Genomic DNA, 23,659 nt, shown 5'->3' with positions numbered 1-23,659 from the left:
ACCCTGGCCACCCAGTCCGTCTGAGCCCCGGCATCCGCCCAAGCAGACCGGGCAGTCACTGCCCGGCAGCACGGTTTCACTCCGTAGTGAGCATTCGGCCCGCCCTCTGGCGGGCCGTTTTTTATCCTCTCTTTTCCCCACTTGTCCCTTTTGGGGCCACAAAAGCGCTCACCCCTTGCCCATCCCTTCAACAGAGCGCAGTCGGGATCCCATTTTTGCCTCCGCCCCTTTGGCAAGGCCGCCCCTTGGCGCTATCTTGTTGCCCCACCCAAACTTGCCGTGAGAGCCCATGAAGATCCTCGCCGTCACCGCCTGCCCCACCGGCATCGCCCACACCTACATGGCCGCCGAGGCGCTGCAAAAAGCCGCCGACAAGCTGGGGCTCAAGATCAAGGTCGAAACCCAGGGGGCCATGGGGCTGGAGAACATCCTCACCGCCCGCGACATCGCAGGCGCCGATCTGGTGCTGATCGCCTCCGATATCGAGATTGAGCAAAAAGATCGCTTCCTCGGCTGTCCCATCCACCAGGTCGCGCTGGAGGCGGTGCTGCTCGATGCGGTGGCCGTGCTCAAGGCCGCCGCCCCCGGCGTCTGAATGCTGATCCGCGAGATCTCCTTTCACTGCCGGCTGGGGCTCACCATCACCCAGGCCAAGCAGTTGAGCCGGCTGGCCGGGCTGTTCAAGTCCCATATCCAGTTCATCAACGTCACCCGCCATCAGGCGGTAGAGGCGACCAACCAGCTCTCCCTGCTCACCCTGGCCACCCAGCCCGGCGATCTCTGTCTGCTGCTGATCGAGGGGCTAGATGCCGAGCTGGCCCACATGGCCTTCACCTGCTGGTGCGTGGAGCTAGGCCAGCCGCTGGGGCGCCCCGGCAGTGCCACCCTGGCCGAGCAGCGCCTGGGCCAGGCGCTGCCCGACTATTGCTTCACCCTGGCTCAACTTGGCCATGCCACGGCGCCCCTCGACAAGGGCCAGGCATTGGCGGTGCTGGTGGATCTGCTGCCCGCCGCGCTGATAAGCGACAGGCCAGCGCTGGAGCAGGCCATCGCCGCGCGCGAGCAACTGGCCGCCACCATCATCCGGCCCGGGCTCGCCATGCCCCACGTCATCTGCCCCGCCATCCGTCGACCCGCGCTCTCGCTGCTCAGCAGCAGCGAGCCCATCGAGTGGGGCTCCGCACTCGGGCCGGTGCAGACCCTGATTTTGCTGGCAGTGCCCACCGGTCTGGCTCCCGAGCAGTTGCGCCCCCTCACCCGGCTGGCCCGCGCACTGATGGACGAGCAGGTGGGCACCGCATTGCTGCACGCCGGCTCCGCCCCCGCCCGTCAGGCCATCGTCATCGACGGCCTGCTCGGCTGAGCAGCTGGCCTCCCGTCCCCGTCGTTCATGCCCGCGACAGCCCCCTGTGGTACACTCGCCCTTCCCCTGTTTTTGGTATGCATGCGATGAAATCAACCCGCCCCCGTCTCTCCCTCTCCCCCCGCCCTGACACCGAGCACAAGGCCAAAGGGCCCGCCATGACGCGCCCATCCCAACGCCGGGAGGCGCAGCACGCCATGAGAGACAAGGAGGGCGAGCGCAAACCGGCCCCCGCCCCGGCCGATCGCAAGCTGCTGCTGTTGAACAAGCCCTACATGGTGCTCTGTCAGTTCACCGACGAGGCGGGCCGCGAGACCCTCAAGGATTACATCACCGAGCCCGGTATCTATGCCGCGGGCCGGCTCGACCGGGACAGCGAGGGGCTGTTGCTGCTCACCAACGACGGCAAGCTGCAGGCGCGCCTCACCCAGCCGGGAGAGAAGACCCCCAAGACTTACTGGGTGCAGGTGGAAGGAGTGCCAAGCGAGGAGAAACTGGCTGCCCTGCGCGCCGGAGTGGAACTCAACGACGGCATGACCCTGCCCGCCGGGGCGCGCATCATGGAGGAACCTGCCGTGTGGCCACGCAACCCGCCCATTCGCGAGCGCAAGGAGATCCCCACCTGCTGGCTGGAGATCAAGATAGTGGAGGGGCGCAACCGCCAGGTGCGGCGGATGACCGCCCACATCGGCCACCCCACCTTGCGCCTTATCCGCTACGCCATCGGCGACTGGACCCTCGACGCGCTGGCACCGGGGGAGAGCCGCGCCCTGCCCGCCCCCGAGCTGGCACCGGCCCCTCGGCCAACTACCACGCAAGGGAAAGCACGGGCATCCGCCAGGCCGCAAGGGACAGGCAGCCACAACGCACCGCGAGCGGCTCGCCGCCCCCTGCATCAGGGCCAAGAGCAGGCACCCGGCCAAGGGCGGGGCAACCGCGAAGCCGAGCCGCGCCCCGGCCATCGCAGCGGCGGGCGCACCACCGCCCGTCGCCCGGCCCGTAGCAAGCCGTCGGAATAACACGCGTAAGCCATTTGGCCTGCGTGTCGTCACCTGAACAGCACACTTGAAGCGAGCGCCCCACCGGGGGCACAGCCAACCAGACAAGGAGTCCCTATGAGCGATCACCCACCGCTGCCCACCCGCCTCACCGTGGCCGCCCTGGTACACTGGCAGGGCCGCTTCCTGCTGGTGGAAGAGGAGATCAAGGGCCAGCGCCGCTTCAACCAGCCCGCCGGCCATGTGGAGCCGGGGGAAGATCTCATCCAGGCGGCCTGCCGCGAGCTGAAGGAAGAGACCGGGCTCACCGCCGCCCCCACCGGCTGGCTCGGAGTCTATCTCTACAAGCCGGCGGACAGCGAGGCCACCTTTGTGCGTACCGCCGTCATCTTCGACCTTGAAAAGGCGCCGGGTCAGCACCATCCAGAGGATCCTGACGGCGACGTGCTGGCCTGCCACTGGCTCACCCTGGCGGAGATCGCCGAGTGCAAACAAGCCCTGCGCAGCCCTCTGGTGTGGCAGTGCATTCAGGACTACCTGGCCGGCACCCGCTTGCCGCTGTCGGCCCTCAAGGCCTTCATCTGAGAGCCTGCCCACGCTCTTACTGCGAGACCGTGATCAAGGCTCATGTGCTGCTCGGAATCCTCACGTATATCTATACGCTCCGGTTCCTGCGCTGCTCTTTACCTTGCTGACGGCCTCTCGTGACAGATCGTGAACAGGCTATGCGGGACCGTTTGGCGCCACTTTTTCATCATGGCGCCGACAAATAGAAAAACGATTTCCTGCTGCCGGGTTCCTGATGGGAACGGCGGCATGGATATGTGACCGGGGGCGCGAAATTCTGGTAGAATACGCCCCGTTTAAACGAACTGGTAACTTCGACTAATGACAGACAACAGCCAAATCAAGGTGATCGTCGGCATGTCCGGCGGCGTGGATTCTTCCGTCTCGGCCTACCTGCTCCAGCAGCAGGGCTATCAGGTCGAAGGCTTGTTCATGAAGAACTGGGAAGAAGACGACACGGACGAGTACTGCTCTGCCGCCCAGGATTTGGCTGATGCCAAGGCCGTCTGCGACAAGCTGGGGATGAAACTCCACACCATCAACTTCGCCGCCGAGTACTGGGACAACGTGTTCGAGCACTTCCTCGAAGAGTACAAGGCCGGCCGTACGCCGAACCCGGATATCCTGTGCAACAAGGAGATCAAGTTCAAGGCGTTCCTGGAGTTTGCCGCCGAAGAGCTGGGGGCCACCTACATCGCCACCGGCCACTATGTGCGCCGTGACGACAGCACAGGCCGCCCGCGCCTGCTGCGCGGTCTGGATACCAACAAGGATCAGAGCTACTTCCTCTACACCTTGAGCGAAGCTCAGGTGGGTCAGAGCCTGTTCCCGGTCGGGGATCTGGAGAAGCCGGAGGTGCGCCGCATCGCCGAGCAGCTGGATCTCATCACCGCCAAGAAGAAAGACTCCACCGGCATCTGCTTTATCGGTGAGCGCAAATTCAAGGACTTCCTGGCCAAGTTCCTGCCCGCCCAGCCCGGCCCCATCGAAACCGTGGACGGCAAGGTGATCGGCGAGCATCAGGGGCTGATGTATCACACCCTGGGCCAGCGCAAGGGGCTTGGCATCGGCGGGCGCAAAGACGCCACCGAAGAGGCCTGGTACGTGGTCGACAAAGAGGTGGAGCGCAACGTGCTGGTGGTGGCGCAGGGCGAGCATCCCCGTCTCTACTCCGATGGCCTGATCGCGAGCCAGCTGCACTGGGTGGATCGCACCCCCATTCGCGCGCCGCGCCGCTGCACCGTCAAGACCCGCTATCGGCAGGAAGATATCCCCTGCCTGATCCAGCCCATCGACGACGAGACCATCCGGGTCATCTTCGACGAGAAGCAAGCTGCGGTCACCCCGGGTCAGTCCGCCGTCTTCTACGACGGGGAAGTGTGTCTGGGCGGCGGCATCATCGAACAACGTTTCAGCCATCCGGTCTAAGGGCTGGGGCGCTCACGAGCGTTCGCGCTGTACTCCCTTCTCCCCTCGCGGGAGCTGGGGCGCTCACGAGCGTTCGCGCTGTACTCCCTTCTCCCCTCGCGGGAGAAGGGACAAAGACAAAACAGCACAAGGCAGCGATACATGATTGGCAACTTCCAGGCCGGATCATGGCATCGGCCGGTGAATGAACAGAACAGGGCTGTGAAGATATGAGCGACAAATTCCAAGGCCGGATCATGGCCTGCAGCGGATATCTGCCAGTGAATGAACAGAACAAGGCCGCGAAGATATGAGCGACAAATTCCAAGACAGAACCATGGCCTTTGCCGGCATCTGCCAGGCCGCCTATCTGGTGCAGAAGGTGGCCCGTGACGGCAGCTGCGACGAAGCGGCCCTGCGCGAGAGCCTCTCCAGCATTCTGGTGACCAACCCGAGCCAGCCGCTCGAGGTGTTCAACAACACCCATCTGGCCATTCGCGACGGCTACCGCGCGCTGGTCGAGCAGCTGGGCGCCGACGGCAGCCAGAAGAATGCCGAGCTGACCCGCTACGTGGTGAGCCTGATCGCGCTGGAGCGCAAGCTGGCCAAGCGCAAGGACATCCTCAACATGCTGGGTGAGCGGATCAGCCAGATTGGCCGCCAGCAACAGCACTTCGATCTGCTCGACGAGCAGATCCTGGCCAACATGGCGAGCATCTACAGCGACCTCATCAGCCCCATCGGGCCGCGCATTCAGGTGGCGGGTACCCCGCTGTTCCTGCAGCAACCGCTGGTGCAGCACAAGGTGCGCGCCCTGCTGCTGGCCGGCATCCGGGCCTGCGTGCTGTGGCGTCAGCTCGGCGGCAGCCGCACCCAGATCATCTTCGCTCGCAAGAAGATGGTGGAGCTGGCCAAACGTTACTAAATAATCGGCTCGCGCGCGGGCCGAGGGACGACAGCAAGGCGGGCAGCCGCACATCCCCCTTGCTGACACCCTGGGCCACGCGCGAGTGGATACGGATCCCCCACACCAATCATCAGGAGTTCACCCCATGGAGCTGTCCGCGCTGACTGCTGTTTCCCCGATTGACGGTCGTTATGGCGACAAGGCCGATGCCCTGCGCCCTATCTTCTCCGAATTCGGCCTGCTGCGTTTTCGCGTCGAAGTCGAGGTGCGCTGGTTGCAAAAACTGGCCAGCCACGCCGGGATCCCGGAAGTCCCTGCCCTGAGCGCGGCCGCCAGTGCCCTGCTCGACGACATCGTCAGCAACTTCAACGAGCAGGATGCCGCCCGCATCAAACAGATCGAGCGCACCACCAACCATGATGTGAAAGCGGTGGAGTACTTCCTGAAAGAAAAAGTCGAAGTGAACCCGGAGCTGGCAGCTGTCAGCGAGTTCATCCACTTCGCCTGCACCTCGGAAGACATCAACAACAACTCCCACGGCCTGATGCTGAAAACCGCCCGCGAAGAGGTCATCAAGCCTTACTGCGAGAAGCTGATTTCCGAACTCAAGCGTCTGGCTCATGAGTACCGCGACATGCCGCTGCTGTCCCGTACCCACGGTCAGCCGGCGACCCCGAGCACCATGGGCAAGGAGATGGCCAACGTCGCCTACCGGCTGGAGCGCCAGTACAAGCAGATCATGGCGGTAGAGATCCTCGGCAAGATCAACGGCGCGGTCGGCAACTACAACGCCCACATCAGCGCCTACCCGGATGTTGACTGGCACCAGTTCTCCGAGGAGTTCGTCACCTCCCTCGGCCTTTCCTGGAACCCCTACACCACCCAGATCGAGCCGCACGACTACATCGCCGAGCTGTTCGACGCCATGGCCCGCTTCAACACCATCCTGATCGACTTCGATCGCGACGTGTGGGGTTACATCTCCCTGGGCCACTTCAAGCAGCGCACCATCGCCGGCGAAATCGGCTCCTCCACCATGCCGCACAAGGTCAACCCCATCGACTTCGAGAACTCCGAAGGCAATCTGGGTCTGGCCAACGCCGTGTTCCAGCATCTGGCCTCCAAGCTGCCCATCTCCCGCTGGCAGCGTGACTTGACCGACTCGACCGTGCTGCGCAACCTGGGTGTAGCGGTGGGCTACTCCCTGATTGCCTATCAGGCGACCCTCAAGGGCATCTCCAAGCTGGAAGCCAACGACGCAGCCATGGCTGCCGATCTGGATGCCAACTGGGAAGTGCTGGCCGAGCCGATCCAGACCGTGATGCGCCGTTACGGCATCGAGAAGCCCTACGAGAAGCTCAAAGAGCTGACCCGTGGCCGCCGCGTCGATGCCGAAGGGATGCGTACCTTTATTGACACCCTGGCGTTGCCGGAAGCCGTCAAGGTCGAGCTGAAGAAGCTGACCCCGGCCAACTACATCGGCGACGCCCAGCGTCTGGTCGATCTGCTGAAATAAGCGAATAAGTGACACCACCGGGGCCCTGTGCATGATCTGCAACAGGGCCCCGGTTATTTTATGTGGCACCCTATACACCCTTTGCAAGAGGTCTTGCCCGAGGCCAGCCACCGCCTCCGGCAAGACCTCTCTTGACCTTTGTCGAACCCTTTGACGAGAAGATCTATGTACCAACTCAATCTGGATATCGCTCACTTCCTCGAGCACTACTGGCAGAAGCGCCCACTGCTCATCAAGGGCGGCTTCACCGACTTTCAGGATCCCATCAGCCCGGACGAGCTGGCGGGTCTGGCCATGGAAGAGGTGATTGAATCGCGCCTCGTCACCCGCTTCAACAACAAGTGGGAGGCAGCTCACGGCCCCTTCGAATCCTACGATCACCTGGGTGAAGAGAACTGGACCGTGCTGGTGCAGGCCTGCAACCACTGGGCCCCCGAGGTCAATGAGCTGGCAGTGCCGTTCCAGTTCATCCCCGGCTGGCGTTTTGACGATGTGATGGTGAGCTTCTCCACCCCTCACGGCGGGGTCGGTCCCCACATCGACAACTACGATGTGTTCATCACCCAGGGCCAGGGCAAACGCCACTGGCGCGTCGGCGATGCTAAACCCTTGAACGAGTTCGCCGCCCACGCGGCCCTGCTGCACTGCGAGCCGTTCGAGGCGATCATCGACGTCATCATGGAGCCGGGCGATATCCTCTACATCCCACCTGGATTCCCCCACGAGGGCTACGCCATCGAGCCGTCCCTGAACTTCTCGGTGGGCTTCCGCGCGCCGGATGCCAAGGCGCTTATCTCCTCCTTTGCCGATCACCTGATCGACAACGAGGTGCGCACCGAGCGTTACGGCGATGCCGACCTCAAGCCCCGCGCCCGTCACGGCGAGATCCAGCCCCACGAGCTGCACCGTCTGCGCGAGCTGATGCAGCAGGCCCTCGATGACGAGACCCTGTTCAAGGAGTGGTTCGGCACCATGATCTCCGAGGCCAAGCACGATCTGGACGTCAATCCGGTGGAGCCGGACTACAGCGCCGAGGAAGTGGCCGACCTGCTGACCCAGGGCGAGCCCGCCATCAAGGTGCCGGGCCTGCGCACCGTCTGGTTCAGCGGCGAGAGCCAGCAGTGCTATATCGATGGCGAAGCCTGGACGCTGCCAAGCGAGGATGCCGCCGCCATTTCGCTCTTGTGTGACAAGGACATGGTCACCCAGGCCGACATGGTGGAGCTTGCCGATCAGGCCGGCTTCCTGCAACTGCTGACCCGGCTGGTCAACCGCGGCTACTGGTTCTTCAGCTGAGCTGACGGACAGAGATAAAAAAGGCGCCCGAGGGCGCCTTTTTCACAGATATAGACCATTCATGCCTCGAGCGGCGCTTCGTCAGGCAGCTCGTCAAACAACGGGTGGTAAAGCACTTCGCCCTGCATCCCGGTCAGGCCGCCTTCTTGCAGCTCCATCGCCATGAAGCAGTCGGCGGGCACCTCGTAGATGCAGTGCAGGCCGAACTCGCTGGCGGGGCGAAAACCGAAGCGGCTGTAATAGGTCGGGTCACCCAGCACCACCACCGCCTTCCAGTCCATCTCCAGCGCCGTATCCAGCCCCTCGCGCACCAGATCCGACCCTATGCCCTGCCCCTGCCAATCGGGATGGACCGCCACGGGTGCAAGACCGAGCCAGGGCCCTTCCATGCCGTTAATGGTGATCGGGCTCAGCATCAGGTGCCCCATGAACTCGTACTCCTCCTCCTCGAGCATGGTCACCACGGCGGCACCACATTCGCGCAGGCGGTTGACCAGTTCGGCCTCGTCGGAACGGCCAAAGGCGGCGCTCACCAGGTCATAGACCGGCAGCATGTCGCCGGGGCGCTCGGTTCTCAGCATACAGCGTTACTCCTCGTACAGCAGAGCGGGCATTATTCCACAAACTGACCGCCGCCCTGAGCACCTTTGTCGAGAAATGGGAGGGTGAACTCAGGAAACCGCACGGCCAGCAGCCGCAGCACGGTTTGCAGATCGCTCGATTGCAGGGTGGTGATGGCCGCCCGATAGGCCGCAAGCAGCTCGGCATCCCCCTGCTCCAGCCAGCTCAAAGTCTGGTCTGGCCCGCGATGCCAGCATCCGGCCAGCTCGTCGATGAGGGCAGGCAACTCCACCAGCAGCCAGAGCTGGTGATAACGGCGACTGACGCCATCCCCCTGTGTGTTCTCGCCGCTGGCCCGGCGGGCCAAGGTGCCCAGCCAGCCGAGCCGCTGACGCCGCTCCGCCAGCGTGAGCGGTGCCGGCCCCTGGCGCTGCAGGCTGGCCAGCTGCTGCAGATAAGCTAACCCCTGCTCGTCACGGTCCTTGAGCAGCAACCCCCGGTACAGATAGAGTTGGTCCGGCTCAGCCTGCGCCAGCATCGCCTGATCGTGATACTCCAGCGCCAGCGGCCCGTCGTCCTCCTGCTCGGGTAGGGTTTCGACAACCAGTCCGCTTTCTGGCTCCGGCTGTGCCAGAAAGAGGGCCAGCCGCCTCGGTTCATCCTCCTCACCGCCCGCTTGCAGGATGGCCGCCACCACCCGTTCGTCGGCCAGCAGAGGGGCCAACTGCCGTGTCAGCGGGGCCGCGAGCGTCTGGCTTCGCTCCAGCAGCCAGTAGCTCACCTCGCACGGCGGCTGACCACTCAGCTCACGCCGACCGCAATAGCGCATGCCAAGCTTGGCCATCACCCGGCCGGAGGCCAGATTGCCTGGCATATGGCGGGCGGTCAGCACCGGCAGTTGCAGCCGGTCAAACGCAAAGGCCTTGACCAGCCGGGAGGCCCGGGTCGCCAGCCCGCGATTTTGCCAGGGCACGCCTACCCACCAGGCCAGCTCGCCATTCCAGTGCAGCGAGATCACCCCCACCAGCGGCGCCTGGCCCTCCCCCGCCGGCAGGGTCAGCGCCCAGCTCCAGCCCAGCCCGAGCGCCGCCTTGCGCCAGCAGCCGGCCAACCAGTCACGGGCAGCCTCCGGCGGGTAGGGATGGGGGATGTTGAGGGTGTAGCGGGCGAGCGCCGCATCGCTGCAATAACGCACCGCGTCGGTTTCGTCCTGCGCCAACAAAGGACGCAGTTGCAGGGCAGGCCCCGATGGCGAGGCGGGCTCGACCAGCACCGGCACCGTCAGGCGGCGGGCCAGCAGACGGTTGAGCACGGCGCCCAGATCGTCTTGCGCCGTCAGCGTCAGATCGGCGCCCTGTGGCCCCAGCGTCAACAGCCCCTCCTCCTGGGCCAGGGTCAGCAGGGAGGCCGAGCCGCTGATGAGGATCTGGCGGCTCGGATCCCTCGCGGGCTGGGCAGGCAAGTCACCATCCAGCCAGGTGGCCAGCAGCGCGCTGGCCGAACGCACGCCATCGGGCGGACAACTGGACCAGAGTCCACCGGTGTCGCTCGGCAAACGCTCATCGACCTTGCTCTGCAGCAACAGCCAGCGACCGCCCTGCCGTTGCCAGGCCTGCAGCACCGGTGCCCAGTGGGGCTGCCACAAGGCCCGCTCGATCAGCAGCTCCATCAGCCGGCCTGACAGGCAGCCGGCAGGCTCAGGTGGCGGGGATGCGCCTCGAGGCGGGCGATCCAGTCGCGAATGGCCGGCCAGCCCTGCAGCGAGAAAATCCCCTCCTCCGCCACATGGGTGTAAGCGTAAAGCGCGATGTCGGCGATGGTCGGAGAATCACCGCACAGGTAGGGACTCTGCTTGAGCTGCTGCTCCAGCACCGCCAGCGCCTTTTCGCCGCCTGCTTTGAGCCCGTCGAGGCGCGCCTCCTGAGACTCCGGCCGCCCCAGATAGTGCACGATGAAACGGGCCACCGCGATATAGGGCTCATGGCTGTACTGCTCGAAGAACAGCCACTTGAGCACCTCGGCCTGCTGGCGCGGCTCGGTCGGCCACAGGGGCGAGCCCTGCGCCAGATAGAAGAGGATGGCGTTGGATTCCGCCAGGGTATCGCCGTGGGCCAGCTCCAGCACCGGGATCTTGCCGTTGGGGTTGATGGCCAGAAAATCGGGGGTACGGGTCTCCCCCGCCAGCACATCCACCGGCACCCAGTCGAGGGGCAGTTCAAGCCAGCGGGCCAGCAACCAGGGCTTGTAACAGTTGCCGGACTTCAGATCGCCATACAGACGCATACAGACTCCTTGTCAGCGGCAGCGGGCACTCAGGGCGCCAGCCGCTCGATGTGCCAGCCTTCCCCCTCGCGGGTGTAGTAGAAACGATCGTGCAGGCGATGCTCACCCCCCTGCCAGAATTCGACCGTGTCGATCCGCACCCGAAAACCGCCCCAGAAGCTCGGCAGCGGCACTTCGCCATTGGCAAACTTCTGCTTGAACTCGAGGAATTTGGCCTCCAGCACGCCGCGCGCCGAGATGCGGGTCGACTGCTGGGAAACCCAGGCGGCGATCTGGCTGTCCTTGGGGCGGCTGTGGAAGTACTTCATCACCTCGAAGGTGCTCATCTTCTCCACCCGGCCGGTCACATGCACTTGTCTATCCAGCGTGTGCCAGGGAAACAGCAGGCTGATGCGGGGGTTGCCCTCCAGCTGATGCGCCTTGCGGCTGCCCATGTTGGTGTAGAACACCATGCCCTCGGCATCGTAGTGCTTGAGCAGCACGGTACGCTGCCAGGGCTGGCCGTCGGCATCGACGGTGCCCACCACCATGGCGGTGGGATCGGTCAGCTTGGCCTCGCACGCCTGGGCCAGCCACTTCTCGAACAGGGCGAGGGGCTCGGCTGGCAGATCGGCCCGGTGCAATCCACCCCGGGTGTATTCGCGGCGCAGATCGGCTACATCCATCATCTTGATTTTCCTTCTCTCTTTGCCGCCCATGCGGCCATGCGTGCTGGCATTGTGCGACGAGCACGCCATGGGTACAAGCCTTGTGACCGGCAAATGGCGGCTGCAAAAAAAGAGGGGGGCTCACGCCTCCCTCCCTTGGTATAACCTTCGCACGCTCTTGGTACGTAATGCCCACCGGCAGGCTTATTGCTTGCCAGAGGTAGCGGGACAATGCGCCAGCATGCGCCGGTTGTAATCAGCCGCGTAGGCCGCCAGCTTGGCCTGGGCCTCTTCCTGCCCGGGCTTGATGACATCCCCCAGACCATCGAGGTAGCGCACGCCGCAGCGCGCCTTGGCCGAGGCCTGCTGCTCCGGTGCGATGCCGGGCGCCACCTCGCCGCGCCCGGCCCGCACGATCAGCCGGTAATCCTGCTTGGCCAGACTGGCGCTGACCGCCTGCTCCAGGGTATCGGCGTCGGCCTGACAGCCGCCAAGCAAGGCCACCAGCACCAGCCAGCCAGCCCTCATCCGCGCCTCCGTTGCCAACCCAGCAGGGCCAGCGCCAGAGTCCAGAGACCGAGGGCGCCACCACCGCCGCCACCGCCCGAACTGCCGCCGCTTTGGGCGACCGGCAGCTTGGCCGGACTGATGGCGAAGAAGATGTTGTCGCTGCAAGCCACTTTCAGGCGGGCGGCGCTGGCCAGATCCGCCGGCAGGGTGACGGTGGCTGCGCCGCTGTTGGGCTGACTGACCGCCAGATTGCTCCAGCTGGTCCCCTCGTTCTGGGTGATGAACAGATCCACCTTGCTGCAGCTGATCGGCGCCAGCGTGGTGCCGGCCACATCCCAGCCGACCACCTGGCTGGCCCCCGGCGTCAACGCCACCCCAAGCGGGGCGGTCAGCCGGAAGGCGCTGCCGGTGTTGACCACCTGAACCTTCATGTCGTCGCTGGCGACACCGCCCTTGCCATCACGCACCGTCAACCGGAAGTTGAGATCCCGGTTGGTGGTGGGCCAGGCCTCGCCCTTGGCGAGCGTGCCCGAGAGCAGAGAGGGCAGGCTCGGCAGGATCCGCTCCGGCGAGCTGGTGGGGGACACGAAACGGAACAGCGGCCGGCTGCCATCGTCCACCATGGTGGCCGGGCTGCTCGACTCCGTGCCCAAATCAATCTGCTCCCAGGTGTAGGTCAGGGGATCCCCGTCCAGATCGGCGCCGGCCCCCTTGAGCACGAACGGCGTGTTGGCCGGAATGATGCGGCTGGCCCCGGCCGCCGCCTGGGGCGCATTGTTGACGAGGTTGAGGGTAGTGCCGCAGGCCGGCACGGTCGCCATGTGCGCTCGCATCTGCTCGATGGACTTGCTGTGGAAATAGGGGTCGCTGTGGGGCTGGATGTTCTCGTCCCCGCAGATCCCGGCATAGGCCATGATGGAGGTGCCGCTGCCCGGCTCCCAGGCTTGGGTCGCCTCCCGATTGCCGCTGCCACAGCTGTTGGTGGTGCCGTTGAAGGTATGGTCGGCGCCGAACTGGTGACCGATCTCGTGGGCCACGTAGTCGATAAAGAAGGCATCCCCAACCGGCGTGGCCGAGCCGGTCATACCAGCCGACTTGTCAGTGGTGCACAGCACGCCGAGGCCGGCCAGGCCACCGCCCCCAGTATTGAGCACATGACCGATATCGAATGCCCCCAGATCACCATTGGCGAAGGCGTCGCCCTGCACCTGGACGTTCTTGCTGGTATCGTTTCTCTCATAGATGCTGCTAACTCCGCTCACATAGTCGGGGTTATCGCCATTGTAGAAAGGGTCCGTTGCCGGATCGATGAAAATAACGGAGTCGTTGCCGCTGGCCAGCTGAAACTCGGCCCCCACATCGCGCTGGTACACCTCGTTGACCCGGCCGAGCAGGGTGGCGATGGCCGCGGTGGCCAGCGCCTTGGATCCGCCGTAAAACTGGGTGTACTCCCCCGCCGCCGAGATGGCGATGGCGTAACGCTTGCGCACGTTGCCATCCACCTGCACCTTGTGCGCCAGCGCCCTGCTGGCCTCGCTGCCGATAACCTTGTCCGCTTCCTCCTCCAGCCGGCTGTAGGCATCCTGCTGGTAATAGACGGCATAACCGTCAGCATTGCGCAGCGGGTCGACGAACACCGTCTTGCCCTGATGGGTGAACATGGCATGAAAGCCCAGCGGCCCCAGATCAAAACGTCCCGTCTCTACCGGTGCCGCCGGGTTATGGCCCTTGAAGGTCAGGATCTCGGGGAATTTGGCCGCCTGATCGGCCGGCAGCAGATCATAGGCCTGCAGGGTGAAGGTCACCTCTCCCCCATCGGGCAACGGCAGGGTCAGCGAACGGGCCCCGGCCTGCAGGCCGGCAAAATAATCGATGGGCACCTTGGCGACCCGAAACTGGTTGGCCCGCACTTCATAGCCGTCGGCGGCGCTGGCGCGCGCCACCACCGTGTCCCACTCCTTGGCCGCGAGGCCACCCGAGCTCATCAGGCTGGCTACCACCAGCGCCAAGGGAGAAAATTTCATCAACTGCATCTTTTTAGTCCTTTTAAATGCACTCACCCAAACTGCAACTGGCATCATTCGCCTGCCGCCCTGCTTAGTACAGCACCACCTGGCGGATATTCCCCGAATGGGGAGTGTTGCACCAACCCTGTCTAGCCCCTATCATTGCGCGGATTTATCAGTTTTTGAGCCGCGTCACCATGACGACGGTTCGTCTTTATCTGACCAAGGTTAATCTCATGCTCAAATCCCCACTGTTGCCCCGTTTCGGGGACCTGGTCGTTGCCATTGTTGACGATGTGCTGGGCCAGGGTCTCACCCTGGACCGCGCCTATGCCCGTCACTTCTCCGGCATCGAACTCAAACCGCAAGAACAGGCAAGGATTGCCCTGGTCACCGGCGATCTGCTGCGTCGCCTCAGCCTCTATTGCGCACTGACCGGCATCCAGGTCCGTCAGGCCGAGAAGAACGTCTGGCCGCTGCTGCACAGCTGGCACGCTTTTCACAAGATAGCCCAACCCAACCATCCGACGCTGGATCGCTTCAATGAAGAGGCGTTTCGTCGCCGTCTGACCGAAGCCAAGAAGAACCCGGTGCTGATGGATGGCTGCCCGACCTGGCTGGAAAAACTCGGCAGCGAGCAACTGGGCGACGCCTGGCCTGCCGAGCGTGCCGCGCTGGCCTGGATGCCCAAGCGTTACCTGCGGGTCAACAGCCTCAAGTGCACCCGTGAAGAGCTGCAGGCCGCACTGGCCAAAGAACAGGTCACCACCATTCCAGTGGAAGGGGTCGATTCGGCCCTGCAAGTGACCTCGGATGCCGCCCTGTTTCGTACCAAGGCCTTTGCCGACGGCTGGTTCGAGCAGCAGGATGCCGGCTCCCAGCAGGTTGCAGCCGCGCTGGAAGTGAGCCCCGGCATGCGCGTCATCGATGCCTGCGCCGGTGCCGGTGGCAAGACCCTGCATCTGGCCGCCATGATGGAGGGCAAGGGCCGCCTGCTGGCGATGGATGTGGAAGAGTGGAAGCTCGAAAACCTCAAGCAGCGCGCCCGCCGCGCCGGGGCCCACAACGTGGAAACCCGGGTGATCACCAGCAGCAAGACCGTCAAGCGCCTCAAAGAGAGTGCGGATCGCGTGCTGCTGGACGTGCCCTGCTCCGGCCTCGGCGTGCTCAAGCGCAATCCGGATGCCAAGTGGCGCGACACCGCCGAGCGGCTGCCGGTGCTGGTTGCCCTGCAGGCGGAGATCCTGCAGCGCTACAGCCAGATGGTGAAGGTGGGTGGTCTGCTGGTCTATGCAACCTGCTCCATCCTGCCGGAAGAGAACCGTCAGCAAGTGGACAAGTTCCTCGCCGCCAATGAAAACTACCGCCTGCGCGATGACCACACCGTCAGCCCGGCCGCCACCGGCTTCGATGGCTTCTACATGGCACGCATCGAACGCATTGCCTGATGCCTGTCGTGAAATAAAGTTGTGAAATAAAAAAGGGGAGCCAGCGGCTCCCCTTTTTGCATGATGCGGATGCTGCCTTATTCGGCGGCGGCGTCATCCTGCTTGTGTTTGGCGGCAGTTTCCTTGATTAGGGTCTGCAGCTCGCCGGCCTGGAACATCTCGATCATGATGTCGCAGCCACCGACCAGCTCACCTTCCACCCACAGCTGGGGGAAGGTCGGCCAGTTGGCAAACTTCGGCAATTCGGCGCGGATATCCGGGTTTTGCAGGATGTCGACGTAAGCAAACGGCTCGCCACAGGACATCAGGGCCTGGGAGGCCTGGGCAGAGAAACCGCAGCTGGGTAGCTTGGGGGAGCCCTTCATGTACAGGATGATGGGGTTTTCAGCCAGCTGCTGTTTAATCTTTTCAATAGTTTCCATAGGTGCCTCACTAGAGCGATTTCGGCGGCCATTCTACTGCAATCCGGACAGACCACAAACTGGCAAACCACCTCGGATGCAAGAAGTGATGAATCAATACGTCGCAGCTTGATCCGGATCATGGCGAGAATCAAGAGTTGTTAGCCCATCTTTGATGCTGGTACAATCGATGGGCTTTGGGCCATCTGGCCCCCTTATTTCAAGAACAATTCTTTTCAAGATAGAAAAGAGTACGCAATGTCTTGCAACCGTCGCCTTCGCACGGCCAGCCAATGGAGAGTAGAAAATGGCATTCGAACTTCCCGCTCTGCCCTATGCAATCAATGCTCTGGAACCGCACATCTCCCAGGAAACTCTGGAATACCACCACGGCAAGCACCACAACACCTATGTGGTCAACCTGAACAACCTGGTGCCGGGTACCGAGTTTGAAGGCAAGTCTCTGGAAGAGATCATCAAGACCTCCACTGGCGGCATCTTCAACAACGCCGCCCAGATCTGGAACCACACCTTCTACTGGCACTGCCTCTCCCCGAACGGCGGTGGCGAGCCCACTGGCGCCCTGGCAGATGCCATCACCAAGGCCTTCGGCTCCTTCGCCGAGTTCAAGGATGCGTTCACCAAGTCTGCCATCGGCAACTTCGGTTCCAGCTGGACTTGGCTGGTGAAAAAGGCTGACGGCTCCCTGGCCATCGTCAACACCTCCAACGCCGGTTGCCCGCTGACCGAAGCCGGTACCACTCCGCTGCTGACCGTCGACCTGTGGGAACACGCCTACTACATCGATTTCCGCAACCTGCGTCCGAAGTACATGGAAACCTTCTGGACCCTGGTCAACTGGGAATTCGTGGCCAAGAACCTGGCCTGATAGCCCCCGTTCTTGCCAAAACGCCCCGCTCTTGCGGGGCGTTTTTTTTATGCCTGTGCAACAGCAGAGACGAAAAAGGCGCCCGCAGGCGCCTTTGTTACGTTACTCGAGCCGGATACGCTGGCATCACTGGTCGATTTCATCCAGATAGTCGTCCAGATTGCTGTCGTCTTGCTTCTCCTGCTGCTCTTGCTTGAGCTCGGTCTGACGACCGGTCACCTTGTTCTGGTTGTACTGCAGATAGAAGTCCTTGGTCAGGGCGTAAGGATCGAGCGCGTTGTCGATGATCCGCTCCTGATCGATCAGCTTGGAACGGGTACCCAGACCATCCAGCGCCCAGTGCACCACCTTCAACGGGAAAGTCAGCAAGGCATAAGGGAAATACAAGGTATCCACAGTATCCCCCACCAGCTTGCGGGTGGTGGTCGGGCCGTAGACCGGCACCATCAGGTAGGCGCCATCGCCGATATCGGCGCGGCCCAGCACGGTATTGAGCTCCAGCTTGTTGCGCGCCAGACCGGCATGCTTGGCCACATCGAAGATACCCAGCAGACCCACTGTGGTGTTGAGGGTGAAGCGACCCAGGTTGGTGCCCGCCCCCTTCAAATCGCCGGTGATGAGATGGTTGACCATGCTGCTCGGCTCGTTGAAGTTTTCCACCAGGTTTTCGATGCCGTCCTTCATTCCCTGCGGGATATAGCGGGCGTAGCCATGCACCACTGGACGGGCCACATAGGGCTCCAGCACATCGTAGTTGACGGCCCACATGGCCCGGTTGGCGCCCTGGAACGGGTCACGACCATCGCTGGCCGTGCTGGTCGCACCGGGCCGGCTCGGCGTCTCCTTGAGGTCAAGGCTCTCGGGCCCCTGCTTGGGCGGGCCGCCAGCACAGCCGCCCAGCAACAAGGCCACCATCAATGCCCCTACACGCACATACATATGGAAGTCCTAGCTTTTTATTGTGATTAATCTGAATTATAGGCAGCCCGGCCCCATCGAGGGGCCGGGCCAAAGGCGTATTAGAGGGCGTGATCGATGCGGATGTCAATCGGCGCTGAAGGAATCGAACCGGTAGCAACCGGAACGGAGACGCCTTCAAACGCCCCTTCCTTGTTCATGACGTTGCCGCCACGGGAGAGGCGCGCCTTGAACTGCAGCTCGGGGTAGGCAGCCAGCTTGTTGCCTTCCATCATGGCGTCACCGTCACCCAGCGACAGGGTCAGCGGGAAGTGCGGCCCCGGGATACGCTTGACCGCGATGGGCATGGGCGGTCCGTTGGGGATCACCGCAAACACGAACAGATGGGCATCTTCCGGCAGTGCAATGCCATCGGCCAGCGTCACCTTGAGCGGGAACTCGCCAGCCTTCACCTCCAGCACCTGGTCAGAGGCCGCGTTCTGCCCGCTCGCCTCAGCCGGCACGGCCGCACTGGCCATGCCGCGCTTCTTCAACTGCTGCTCGGCATAGTCGATGGAGCGCTCCACCATGGTGTAACGGGTCGAGCCCTTCTCCATCAGCGGCAGCATCTCGCGCCAGCGTTGCAGAGCGGTCTTGAAGTCCTCTTTTTGCAGCGCCATGAAGGCGTAGACGGAGCGCGCCTCGATATTGGCCGGATCCTGGGCAATGGCCACCCGCAGCAGCTGATCGGCCTGCGCGTCATCCCCTGTCATCATCAGCGCCTGGGCGTAGGGCACCGCCACCATCGCCTTCTGCGGGGCCAGTCCGTAGGCCCGCTCCAGCGCCTCGCGGGCCATCTCGGGATCATTGCCATCCAGTGACAGCCGACCCAGCAGCAGCCAGCCGCGATAATCGTTCGGCTCGTCCTTCAGGCGGGTACGCAGGGCCAGAGTGAAGTCCAGCAGATCCTGCTCGGTCACCTCGGCATTGCGCTCCACCAGGATGCGGTTGCTGAGCTCACCGAGCCGGCTGTTGGCATCTTGCCAGCGGCTGACCTCCTGCCAGGAGCCGAGCTTGTAGTAGAGCCCCAGGCTCACCACCAGCAGCACCAGCACACCCGGGATCCAGATCATGCTCTTGCCGCCGCGGGCGGTCTGCTCCACGTCGGGGATGTCGTCCAGCAGGCTGCGTTGCAGCTCGATCAGGGAGTCCTGTTCTTCCGCCAGCACCCCTTGCTCGCGCTCTTCCCCGATCTCCAGCAGACGCTGGCGATAGAGCTGTTTGTTGAGGGCCGAGCGGCTGATGCTCTGCTTGCCCTCACCCCGCCACAACGGCAGCACCAGTGCCAGACTCACCAGCACCAGCAGGGCCGCGATCACTATCCAAAATGCGGTCATTGTTTCTCTTCCTCTTTGAGCAGGGCAGCCAGACGACGCTGCTCCTCCGCGCTCAGGGCGCTATCCGCCGGCGTGGCAGCCGCGGGACGACGGCGACTGCGCACCACCACCATGACGACACCGATGACGATCACCAGCAGGGGCCCGAGCCAGAGGATCAGGGTCGACGCCATCAGCGGCGGGTTGTACAGGATGAAGTTGCCGTAGCGGGCGACCATGTAATCCACCACTTCCTGCTTGTCCTTGCCCTCGCGCACCATCTGGTAGGTCTTGTCCCGCAAGTCCTTGGCCAGGCCCGCGTTGGAGTCGGCGATATCCTGGTTCTGGCACTTGGGACAGCGCAGCTCCTTGGTCAGCTCGCGAAAGGTCTGCTCCTGGGCGTCGCTGTCGAAGGTGTAGACATCGATGGCGGCCAGCGCCTGGCCCGCCCCGCCCAGTCCTGCCAGCAGCAGCAGGGACGCAATAAACATTCTCATCAGGCTCTCCCTCACTTCATGGCGTCATAGATGGGTTTGAGGGTGCTGGCCCACACCTCGGGGTTGACGTCCCCCACGTGGCGATAGCGAATGATGCCCTGACTGTCGATGAAGAAGGTCTCCGGCGCGCCGTAGACCCCCAGATCCAGCCCCAACATGCCGTCGGGATCATAAAGATTGATCTGGTAGGGATTGCCGAGCTCCGCCAGCCAGTTGATGGCCTTGGCCCGCTCATCCTTGTAGTTCATGCCGACGATGTAGATCCCCTGCCCCGCCAGCTGCTTGAGGTAGGTGTGCTCCCCATAGCAGGTCGGGCACCAGGTGGCCCAGACGTTGAGCAGCATGGGGCGCCCCTTGAGGATGCTCCTGTCATGCTGCTTATTGAGGTCGTAGATGTCCTGCAGGGTGAACACGGGCACTTCCTTGCCCACCATCACGGACTCGAGCTTGGTGGGATCGGAGTAGAGCCCCTTGAACAGAAACACGGCCCCCAGCAAAAACACGATGAAGGGGATCAGAAACAACCAGGTCTTCTTGCTCATGCCTTGGCCTCCTCGTCACGACGACCGAAACGGTAGCGCTTGTCCAGCATCGCCAGCACGCCGCCGATGGCCATGAAGACGCCGCCGAACCAGATCCAGCGCACGAAGGGTTTGTAGTAGATCCGCACCGCCCAGGCGCCGCTGTCGAGCTGCTCGCCGAGCGCCGCGTAGAGATCCCGGGTGAAGCCGGCATCGATGGCCGCCTCGGTCATCGGCATCCGGGTCACCTTGTACATGCGTTTCTCCGGCTTGAGCAGGGCGACCTGCTTGCCGTCCTTGTGCACTTCCAGCACGCCCTTGAAGCCGTCGTAGTTGGGGCCGTTCTTCTCCTTGATACCGGTGAAGACAAACTCGTAGTCGGCAAACTGGACCCGATCGCCGGCCTGCATCCGCAGATCCTTCTCGATGCTGTAGTTCTGGGTACAGGCGATGCCGATGATACTCACCGCAAGGCCCACGTGACCCAGGATCATCGCCCAGTGGCTGTTGCCAAGCCGGCGCACGCCGACGGCGAAGCTGTGCTTGTGGGTGGCACGCACCCAGGTCTCCTGCACGCTGGTCACTATGATCCAGGCACCAAGCCCGATACCGAGCGCAGCCCAGGGCTTGAACTCCTCGGCCAGCAGCAGCGGCAGCAAAATGGCGGCTGCCAGGCTCAATACCAGCGCCAGCACCACCTTGCCCTTGAGCTCGCCCAGCTCCTGGCGACGCCAGCGAAACAGCGGACCGACCCCCAGCAACAGGGCGAACGGAATGATCAGCCAGCTGTAGATGTGGTTGAAGAAGGGAGTACCGATGGAGATGCTACCCAGCCCCAGCTCCTTGTGTACCAGCGGCAGCAGGGTGCCAAGCAGCACGGTCAGCAGACCCGCCACCAGCATGATGTTGTTGCACAGCAGCAGGGTCTCGCGGCTCCACAACTCGTGCTTGCCGTGGCTTCTCACCTGGGAGCCCTTGAAGGCAAACAGCAGCAAGGATGAACCGATTACCGCCAACAGGAAGCCCAGAATGAACAGGCCGCGGGTCGGGTCGGAGGCAAACGCATGCACCGACACCAGCACGCCGGAGCGCACCAGGAAGGTACCCAGCAGGCTCAGAGAGAAGGCGGAGAGCGCCAGCAGCACGGTCCAGGCCTTGAAGGTGGCGCGTTTTTCACTCACCGCCAGCGAGTGCAGCAGGGCGGTACCCGCCAGCCAGGGCATGAAGGAGGCGTTTTCTACCGGATCCCAGAACCACCAGCCGCCCCAGCCGAGCTCGTAATAGGCCCACCAGGAGCCCAGCACGATACCCAGGGTGAGGAAGACCCAGGCCGCCATGGTCCAGGGACGCGACCAGCGCGCCCAGGTGGCATCGAGCCGGCCAGTCATCAAGGACGCGATGGCGAAGGCAAAGGCCACCGAGAAGCCCACATAGCCCATGTAGAGCATCGGCGGGTGGAAGATGAGACCCGGGTCCTGCAACAGCGGGTTGAGGTCGCGCCCATCCACCGGAAAGTAGGGCAAGGTGCGGATGAAGGGGTCGGAGGTAAACAGCACGAAGGCGGTAAAACCGACCGAGATGAGGCCGAGTACGCCGAGCACCCGCGCCACCGCGTCGAGCGGCAGGCGACGGCTGAACATGGCGACGGCCGCAGTCCAGCCCCCCAGGGTCAGCACCCACAGCAGCAGGGAACCCTCGTGGGCGCCCCACACCGCGGAGATGCGATAGGCCAGCGGCAGCAGGCTGTTAGAGTTGGTGGCCACGTACTGCACGGTAAAATCGTTGTCGATAAAGGCCCAGGTCAGGCACAGGAACGACAGCAACAGCAGCAGGAACTGGGCATAGGCCAGCGGACGGGCCGCCGACATCATGCCAAGGCGCCCCCATTTGGCCCCGAGCAGCGGATAGCTGCCTAGCAGCAGGGCGGTGGCGAAGGCCAGGATCAGTGAAAACTGTCCCAATTCAGGGATCATGGCTGAACTCCTTTCAAATGAGCCGCAGCACGAACCTGTAAACCGGCTTGAAAAGGTGAAAACGGTGCGAATGCTGCCGGGATCATTGCTTGCTCCCCTTCAGCTGCGCCTCGGTATATTCCGGCTTGAAGTGCATGCCGTTGGTGGCATCGGCCACTTCTGGCGGCATGTAGTTCTCATCGTGCTTGGCCAGCACCTCGAAGGCGGCGACCGTGGTGGCATCCTTGAGGGTACCCTGGGCGACGATGCCCTGCCCTTCGCGGAACAGATCCGGCAGGATACCGTCAAACTCGACGGTCACCAGATGCCCGCCGTTGTCCACCAGCTTGAAGGCCACCTTGAGGCTCTGGGGATCCCGCTGTACCGAACCCGGGACCACCAGACCGCCGATGCGCAGGCGCTGTCCCTCTTCCGGCTTGATCTTGTCCGGGCCCTTGCCCTCCACCAGCTCGCTCGGGGTATAGAAGAGATCAATGTTCTGGCTGAGGGCATAGAGCACCAGGCCGATCACCGCGGCAAGCCCGGCACTGATCGCCAGGATGATGGTGAGGCGTTTCTTGCGTCTCGGGTTCATAGGGTGTTCTCCATCTGCTGGGCCGCCTTGCGGCGGGCCTCGCGCGCCTGCTTGTTGCGCAGTTCACCGAGCAGGGCACGGGTTTTCATACGGGTGGAAATGACGATGCCGACCAGGCAGAGCAGGGTCAGACCGAAAGAGAGCCAGACGTAGAAGGCGTAACCGCCCATCGCCAGAAAGTCACTGAATGAGGCAAAGTGCATGCTTACTTCTCCTGCTCGGCTATCTCTTTGACCCAGGGGCGGTGCCACTCCCGCATCAAGAGCTCGTTTCGAAAACGCATCAGGGAGAGGGCCCCGAGGAAGGCGGCAAAGGCCAGGATCATGATGAGCAGCGGCCACAGCATCTCGGGGGAGATGGAGGGCTTGTCAAACTTGGTGATGCTGGCGCCCTGGTGCAGGGTGTTCCACCACTCCACCGAGTAGTGGATGATCGGCAGGTTGATCACCCCCACCAGCGCCAGGATGCCAGCAGCGCGACCGGCCAGCACCTTGTCGCTGAAGGCGTTGTAGAGGGCGATGACGCCGAGGTAGAGGAACAGCAGGATCAGCTCGGAGGTGAGTCGCGCATCCCACACCCACCAGGTGCCCCACATGGGTTTGCCCCAGGCGGCGCCGGTAAACAGTGCGATGAAGGTGAACACGGCGCCGACCGGCGCGACCGCGGCCACCGTCATGTCCGCCATCCGCAACTGCCACACCAGACCGATGAAGGCGGCTACCGCCATGGTGGAGTAGGCCCCCATGGAGAGGATCGCGGCCGGAACATGGATGTAGATGATCCGGAAGGAGTCGCCCTGCTGATAATCCGCAGGTGCAAAGGCCAGCCCCCAGAGGGTGCCGATGATGAATGCCAGCAGGCTTGTCACGGCAAACCAGGGCAGCAGGGTCCCTGCCAGCTGGTACGCGCGCTCGGGTTTAGCGTAAGGGTGCAACCATTTCCACATAGCTCACAAAACCTTTCTGTTATTAATATCGTGGCGAGGCCTACCATACCCACTGCCGGAAAACATCACATCCCCC

General features: G+C 63.3%; 25 protein-coding genes. 10 read left to right on the top strand and 15 right to left on the bottom strand.

Annotation, left to right across the window (positions count from 1 at the left end):
* The first annotated feature begins 289 nt into the window (after nt 1–289).
* From PG899_RS07630 to PG899_RS07595, 8 genes are all read left to right on the top strand, one after another.
* The gene (locus PG899_RS07630) at nt 290–595 is read left to right on the top strand and encodes a PTS fructose transporter subunit IIB (protein WP_041217721.1); all 306 of its coding nucleotides are present in this window, start codon (nt 290–292) and stop codon (nt 593–595) included.
* The gene (locus PG899_RS07625) at nt 596–1,363 is read left to right on the top strand and encodes a PTS sugar transporter subunit IIA (protein ID WP_077097143.1); all 768 of its coding nucleotides are present in this window, start codon (nt 596–598) and stop codon (nt 1,361–1,363) included.
* 77 nt (nt 1,364–1,440) lie between these two features.
* Nucleotides 1,441–2,382 carry a 23S rRNA pseudouridine(2457) synthase RluE gene (gene rluE / locus PG899_RS07620; RefSeq protein WP_252410977.1) on the top strand — a complete coding sequence of 314 codons (942 nt, stop codon included), beginning with the start codon at nt 1,441–1,443 and terminating at the stop codon, nt 2,380–2,382.
* A gap of 96 nt (nt 2,383–2,478) precedes the next feature.
* Nucleotides 2,479–2,946 carry an NUDIX hydrolase gene (locus PG899_RS07615; protein ID WP_077096047.1) on the top strand — a complete coding sequence of 156 codons (468 nt, stop codon included), beginning with the start codon at nt 2,479–2,481 and terminating at the stop codon, nt 2,944–2,946.
* Nucleotides 2,947–3,249: 303 nt separating this feature from the next.
* On the top strand, nt 3,250–4,356 hold the full coding sequence (mnmA, locus tag PG899_RS07610; RefSeq protein ID WP_139749851.1) for a tRNA 2-thiouridine(34) synthase MnmA: 1,107 nt from the start codon (nt 3,250–3,252) through the stop codon (nt 4,354–4,356).
* A 289-nt stretch (nt 4,357–4,645) separates the two neighbouring features.
* On the top strand, nt 4,646–5,260 hold the full coding sequence (gene hflD, locus PG899_RS07605; RefSeq protein WP_005334622.1) for a high frequency lysogenization protein HflD: 615 nt from the start codon (nt 4,646–4,648) through the stop codon (nt 5,258–5,260).
* Between the two features lie 127 nt (nt 5,261–5,387).
* Nucleotides 5,388–6,758, top strand: coding sequence for an adenylosuccinate lyase (gene purB, locus PG899_RS07600; protein ID WP_077096018.1), 1,371 nt, complete (start codon nt 5,388–5,390; stop codon nt 6,756–6,758).
* 165 nt (nt 6,759–6,923) lie between these two features.
* On the top strand, nt 6,924–8,054 hold the full coding sequence (locus PG899_RS07595) for a ribosomal protein uL16 3-hydroxylase (RefSeq protein ID WP_016350075.1): 1,131 nt from the start codon (nt 6,924–6,926) through the stop codon (nt 8,052–8,054).
* Nucleotides 8,055–8,113: 59 nt separating this feature from the next.
* Here the strand turns inward: PG899_RS07595 and PG899_RS07590 are convergent, their stop codons facing one another.
* From PG899_RS07590 to PG899_RS07565, 6 genes are all read right to left on the bottom strand, one after another.
* A complete protein-coding gene (locus PG899_RS07590; protein ID WP_077096019.1) occupies nt 8,114–8,635 on the bottom strand; it encodes a GNAT family N-acetyltransferase in 522 nt (173 codons plus the stop codon).
* A gap of 32 nt (nt 8,636–8,667) precedes the next feature.
* Nucleotides 8,668–10,284 (bottom strand): GNAT family N-acetyltransferase, encoded by a 1,617-nt coding sequence (locus PG899_RS07585; protein WP_077096020.1) that lies wholly within the window; start codon nt 10,282–10,284, stop codon nt 8,668–8,670.
* On the bottom strand, nt 10,284–10,898 hold the full coding sequence (locus PG899_RS07580; protein ID WP_077096021.1) for a glutathione S-transferase family protein: 615 nt from the start codon (nt 10,896–10,898) through the stop codon (nt 10,284–10,286). Before PG899_RS07580 ends, PG899_RS07585 begins: the two co-directional genes overlap by 1 nt.
* Nucleotides 10,899–10,927: 29 nt before the next feature.
* Nucleotides 10,928–11,566, bottom strand: a complete 639-nt coding sequence (gene pdxH / locus PG899_RS07575; protein WP_077096022.1) for a pyridoxamine 5'-phosphate oxidase — start codon at nt 11,564–11,566, stop codon at nt 10,928–10,930.
* A gap of 183 nt (nt 11,567–11,749) precedes the next feature.
* Nucleotides 11,750–12,073: a hypothetical protein gene (locus PG899_RS07570; RefSeq protein ID WP_077096023.1), complete on the bottom strand. Its 324-nt coding sequence runs from the start codon at nt 12,071–12,073 to the stop codon at nt 11,750–11,752.
* The gene (locus PG899_RS07565) at nt 12,070–14,088 is read right to left on the bottom strand and encodes a reprolysin-like metallopeptidase (RefSeq protein ID WP_179101390.1); all 2,019 of its coding nucleotides are present in this window, start codon (nt 14,086–14,088) and stop codon (nt 12,070–12,072) included. Before PG899_RS07565 ends, PG899_RS07570 begins: the two co-directional genes overlap by 4 nt.
* Before the next feature lie 209 nt (nt 14,089–14,297).
* Here PG899_RS07565 and PG899_RS07560 point away from each other — a divergent pair, with 209 nt between their 5' ends.
* Nucleotides 14,298–15,509 carry an RsmB/NOP family class I SAM-dependent RNA methyltransferase gene (locus tag PG899_RS07560; RefSeq protein WP_024943892.1) on the top strand — a complete coding sequence of 404 codons (1,212 nt, stop codon included), beginning with the start codon at nt 14,298–14,300 and terminating at the stop codon, nt 15,507–15,509.
* Between the two features lie 77 nt (nt 15,510–15,586).
* On the opposite strand, the gene PG899_RS07555 is transcribed toward PG899_RS07560, so the two are convergent.
* Nucleotides 15,587–15,931 carry a Grx4 family monothiol glutaredoxin gene (locus PG899_RS07555; protein ID WP_010673955.1) on the bottom strand — a complete coding sequence of 115 codons (345 nt, stop codon included), beginning with the start codon at nt 15,929–15,931 and terminating at the stop codon, nt 15,587–15,589.
* 286 nt (nt 15,932–16,217) lie between these two features.
* Here PG899_RS07555 and sodB point away from each other — a divergent pair, with 286 nt between their 5' ends.
* Nucleotides 16,218–16,799 (top strand): superoxide dismutase [Fe], encoded by a 582-nt coding sequence (sodB, locus tag PG899_RS07550; protein ID WP_016350066.1) that lies wholly within the window; start codon nt 16,218–16,220, stop codon nt 16,797–16,799.
* A 126-nt stretch (nt 16,800–16,925) separates the two neighbouring features.
* On the opposite strand, the gene PG899_RS07545 is transcribed toward sodB, so the two are convergent.
* The 8 genes from PG899_RS07545 to PG899_RS07510 form a co-directional block, all read right to left on the bottom strand.
* Nucleotides 16,926–17,738: an MlaA family lipoprotein gene (locus tag PG899_RS07545; protein WP_016350065.1), complete on the bottom strand. Its 813-nt coding sequence runs from the start codon at nt 17,736–17,738 to the stop codon at nt 16,926–16,928.
* Between the two features lie 80 nt (nt 17,739–17,818).
* Nucleotides 17,819–19,093, bottom strand: coding sequence for a c-type cytochrome biogenesis protein CcmI (ccmI, locus tag PG899_RS07540; RefSeq protein ID WP_077096027.1), 1,275 nt, complete (start codon nt 19,091–19,093; stop codon nt 17,819–17,821).
* Nucleotides 19,090–19,569 (bottom strand): cytochrome c-type biogenesis protein, encoded by a 480-nt coding sequence (locus PG899_RS07535; RefSeq protein WP_011705303.1) that lies wholly within the window; start codon nt 19,567–19,569, stop codon nt 19,090–19,092. Before PG899_RS07535 ends, ccmI begins: the two co-directional genes overlap by 4 nt.
* Nucleotides 19,570–19,580: 11 nt before the next feature.
* The gene (locus PG899_RS07530) at nt 19,581–20,111 is read right to left on the bottom strand and encodes a DsbE family thiol:disulfide interchange protein (RefSeq protein ID WP_005298853.1); all 531 of its coding nucleotides are present in this window, start codon (nt 20,109–20,111) and stop codon (nt 19,581–19,583) included.
* A complete protein-coding gene (locus PG899_RS07525) occupies nt 20,108–22,063 on the bottom strand; it encodes a heme lyase CcmF/NrfE family subunit (protein ID WP_011705302.1) in 1,956 nt (651 codons plus the stop codon). Before PG899_RS07525 ends, PG899_RS07530 begins: the two co-directional genes overlap by 4 nt.
* Nucleotides 22,064–22,145: 82 nt before the next feature.
* Entirely contained in the window at nt 22,146–22,637 is a 492-nt protein-coding gene (gene ccmE, locus PG899_RS07520) for a cytochrome c maturation protein CcmE (protein WP_011705301.1), read from the bottom strand.
* The gene (ccmD, locus tag PG899_RS07515) at nt 22,634–22,840 is read right to left on the bottom strand and encodes a heme exporter protein CcmD (RefSeq protein ID WP_011705300.1); all 207 of its coding nucleotides are present in this window, start codon (nt 22,838–22,840) and stop codon (nt 22,634–22,636) included. The genes ccmE and ccmD overlap by 4 nt, the downstream gene beginning before the upstream one ends.
* Before the next feature lie 2 nt (nt 22,841–22,842).
* Entirely contained in the window at nt 22,843–23,583 is a 741-nt protein-coding gene (locus PG899_RS07510; RefSeq protein WP_011705299.1) for a heme ABC transporter permease, read from the bottom strand.
* Nucleotides 23,584–23,659: the final 76 nt, after the last annotated feature.

It is taken from the genome of Aeromonas sp. QDB39 (genome assembly GCF_027707585.1).
Classification (GTDB): Bacteria; Pseudomonadota; Gammaproteobacteria; order Enterobacterales; family Aeromonadaceae; genus Aeromonas; species Aeromonas hydrophila.
This window is presented reverse-complemented; position numbering and strand designations above follow the sequence as displayed.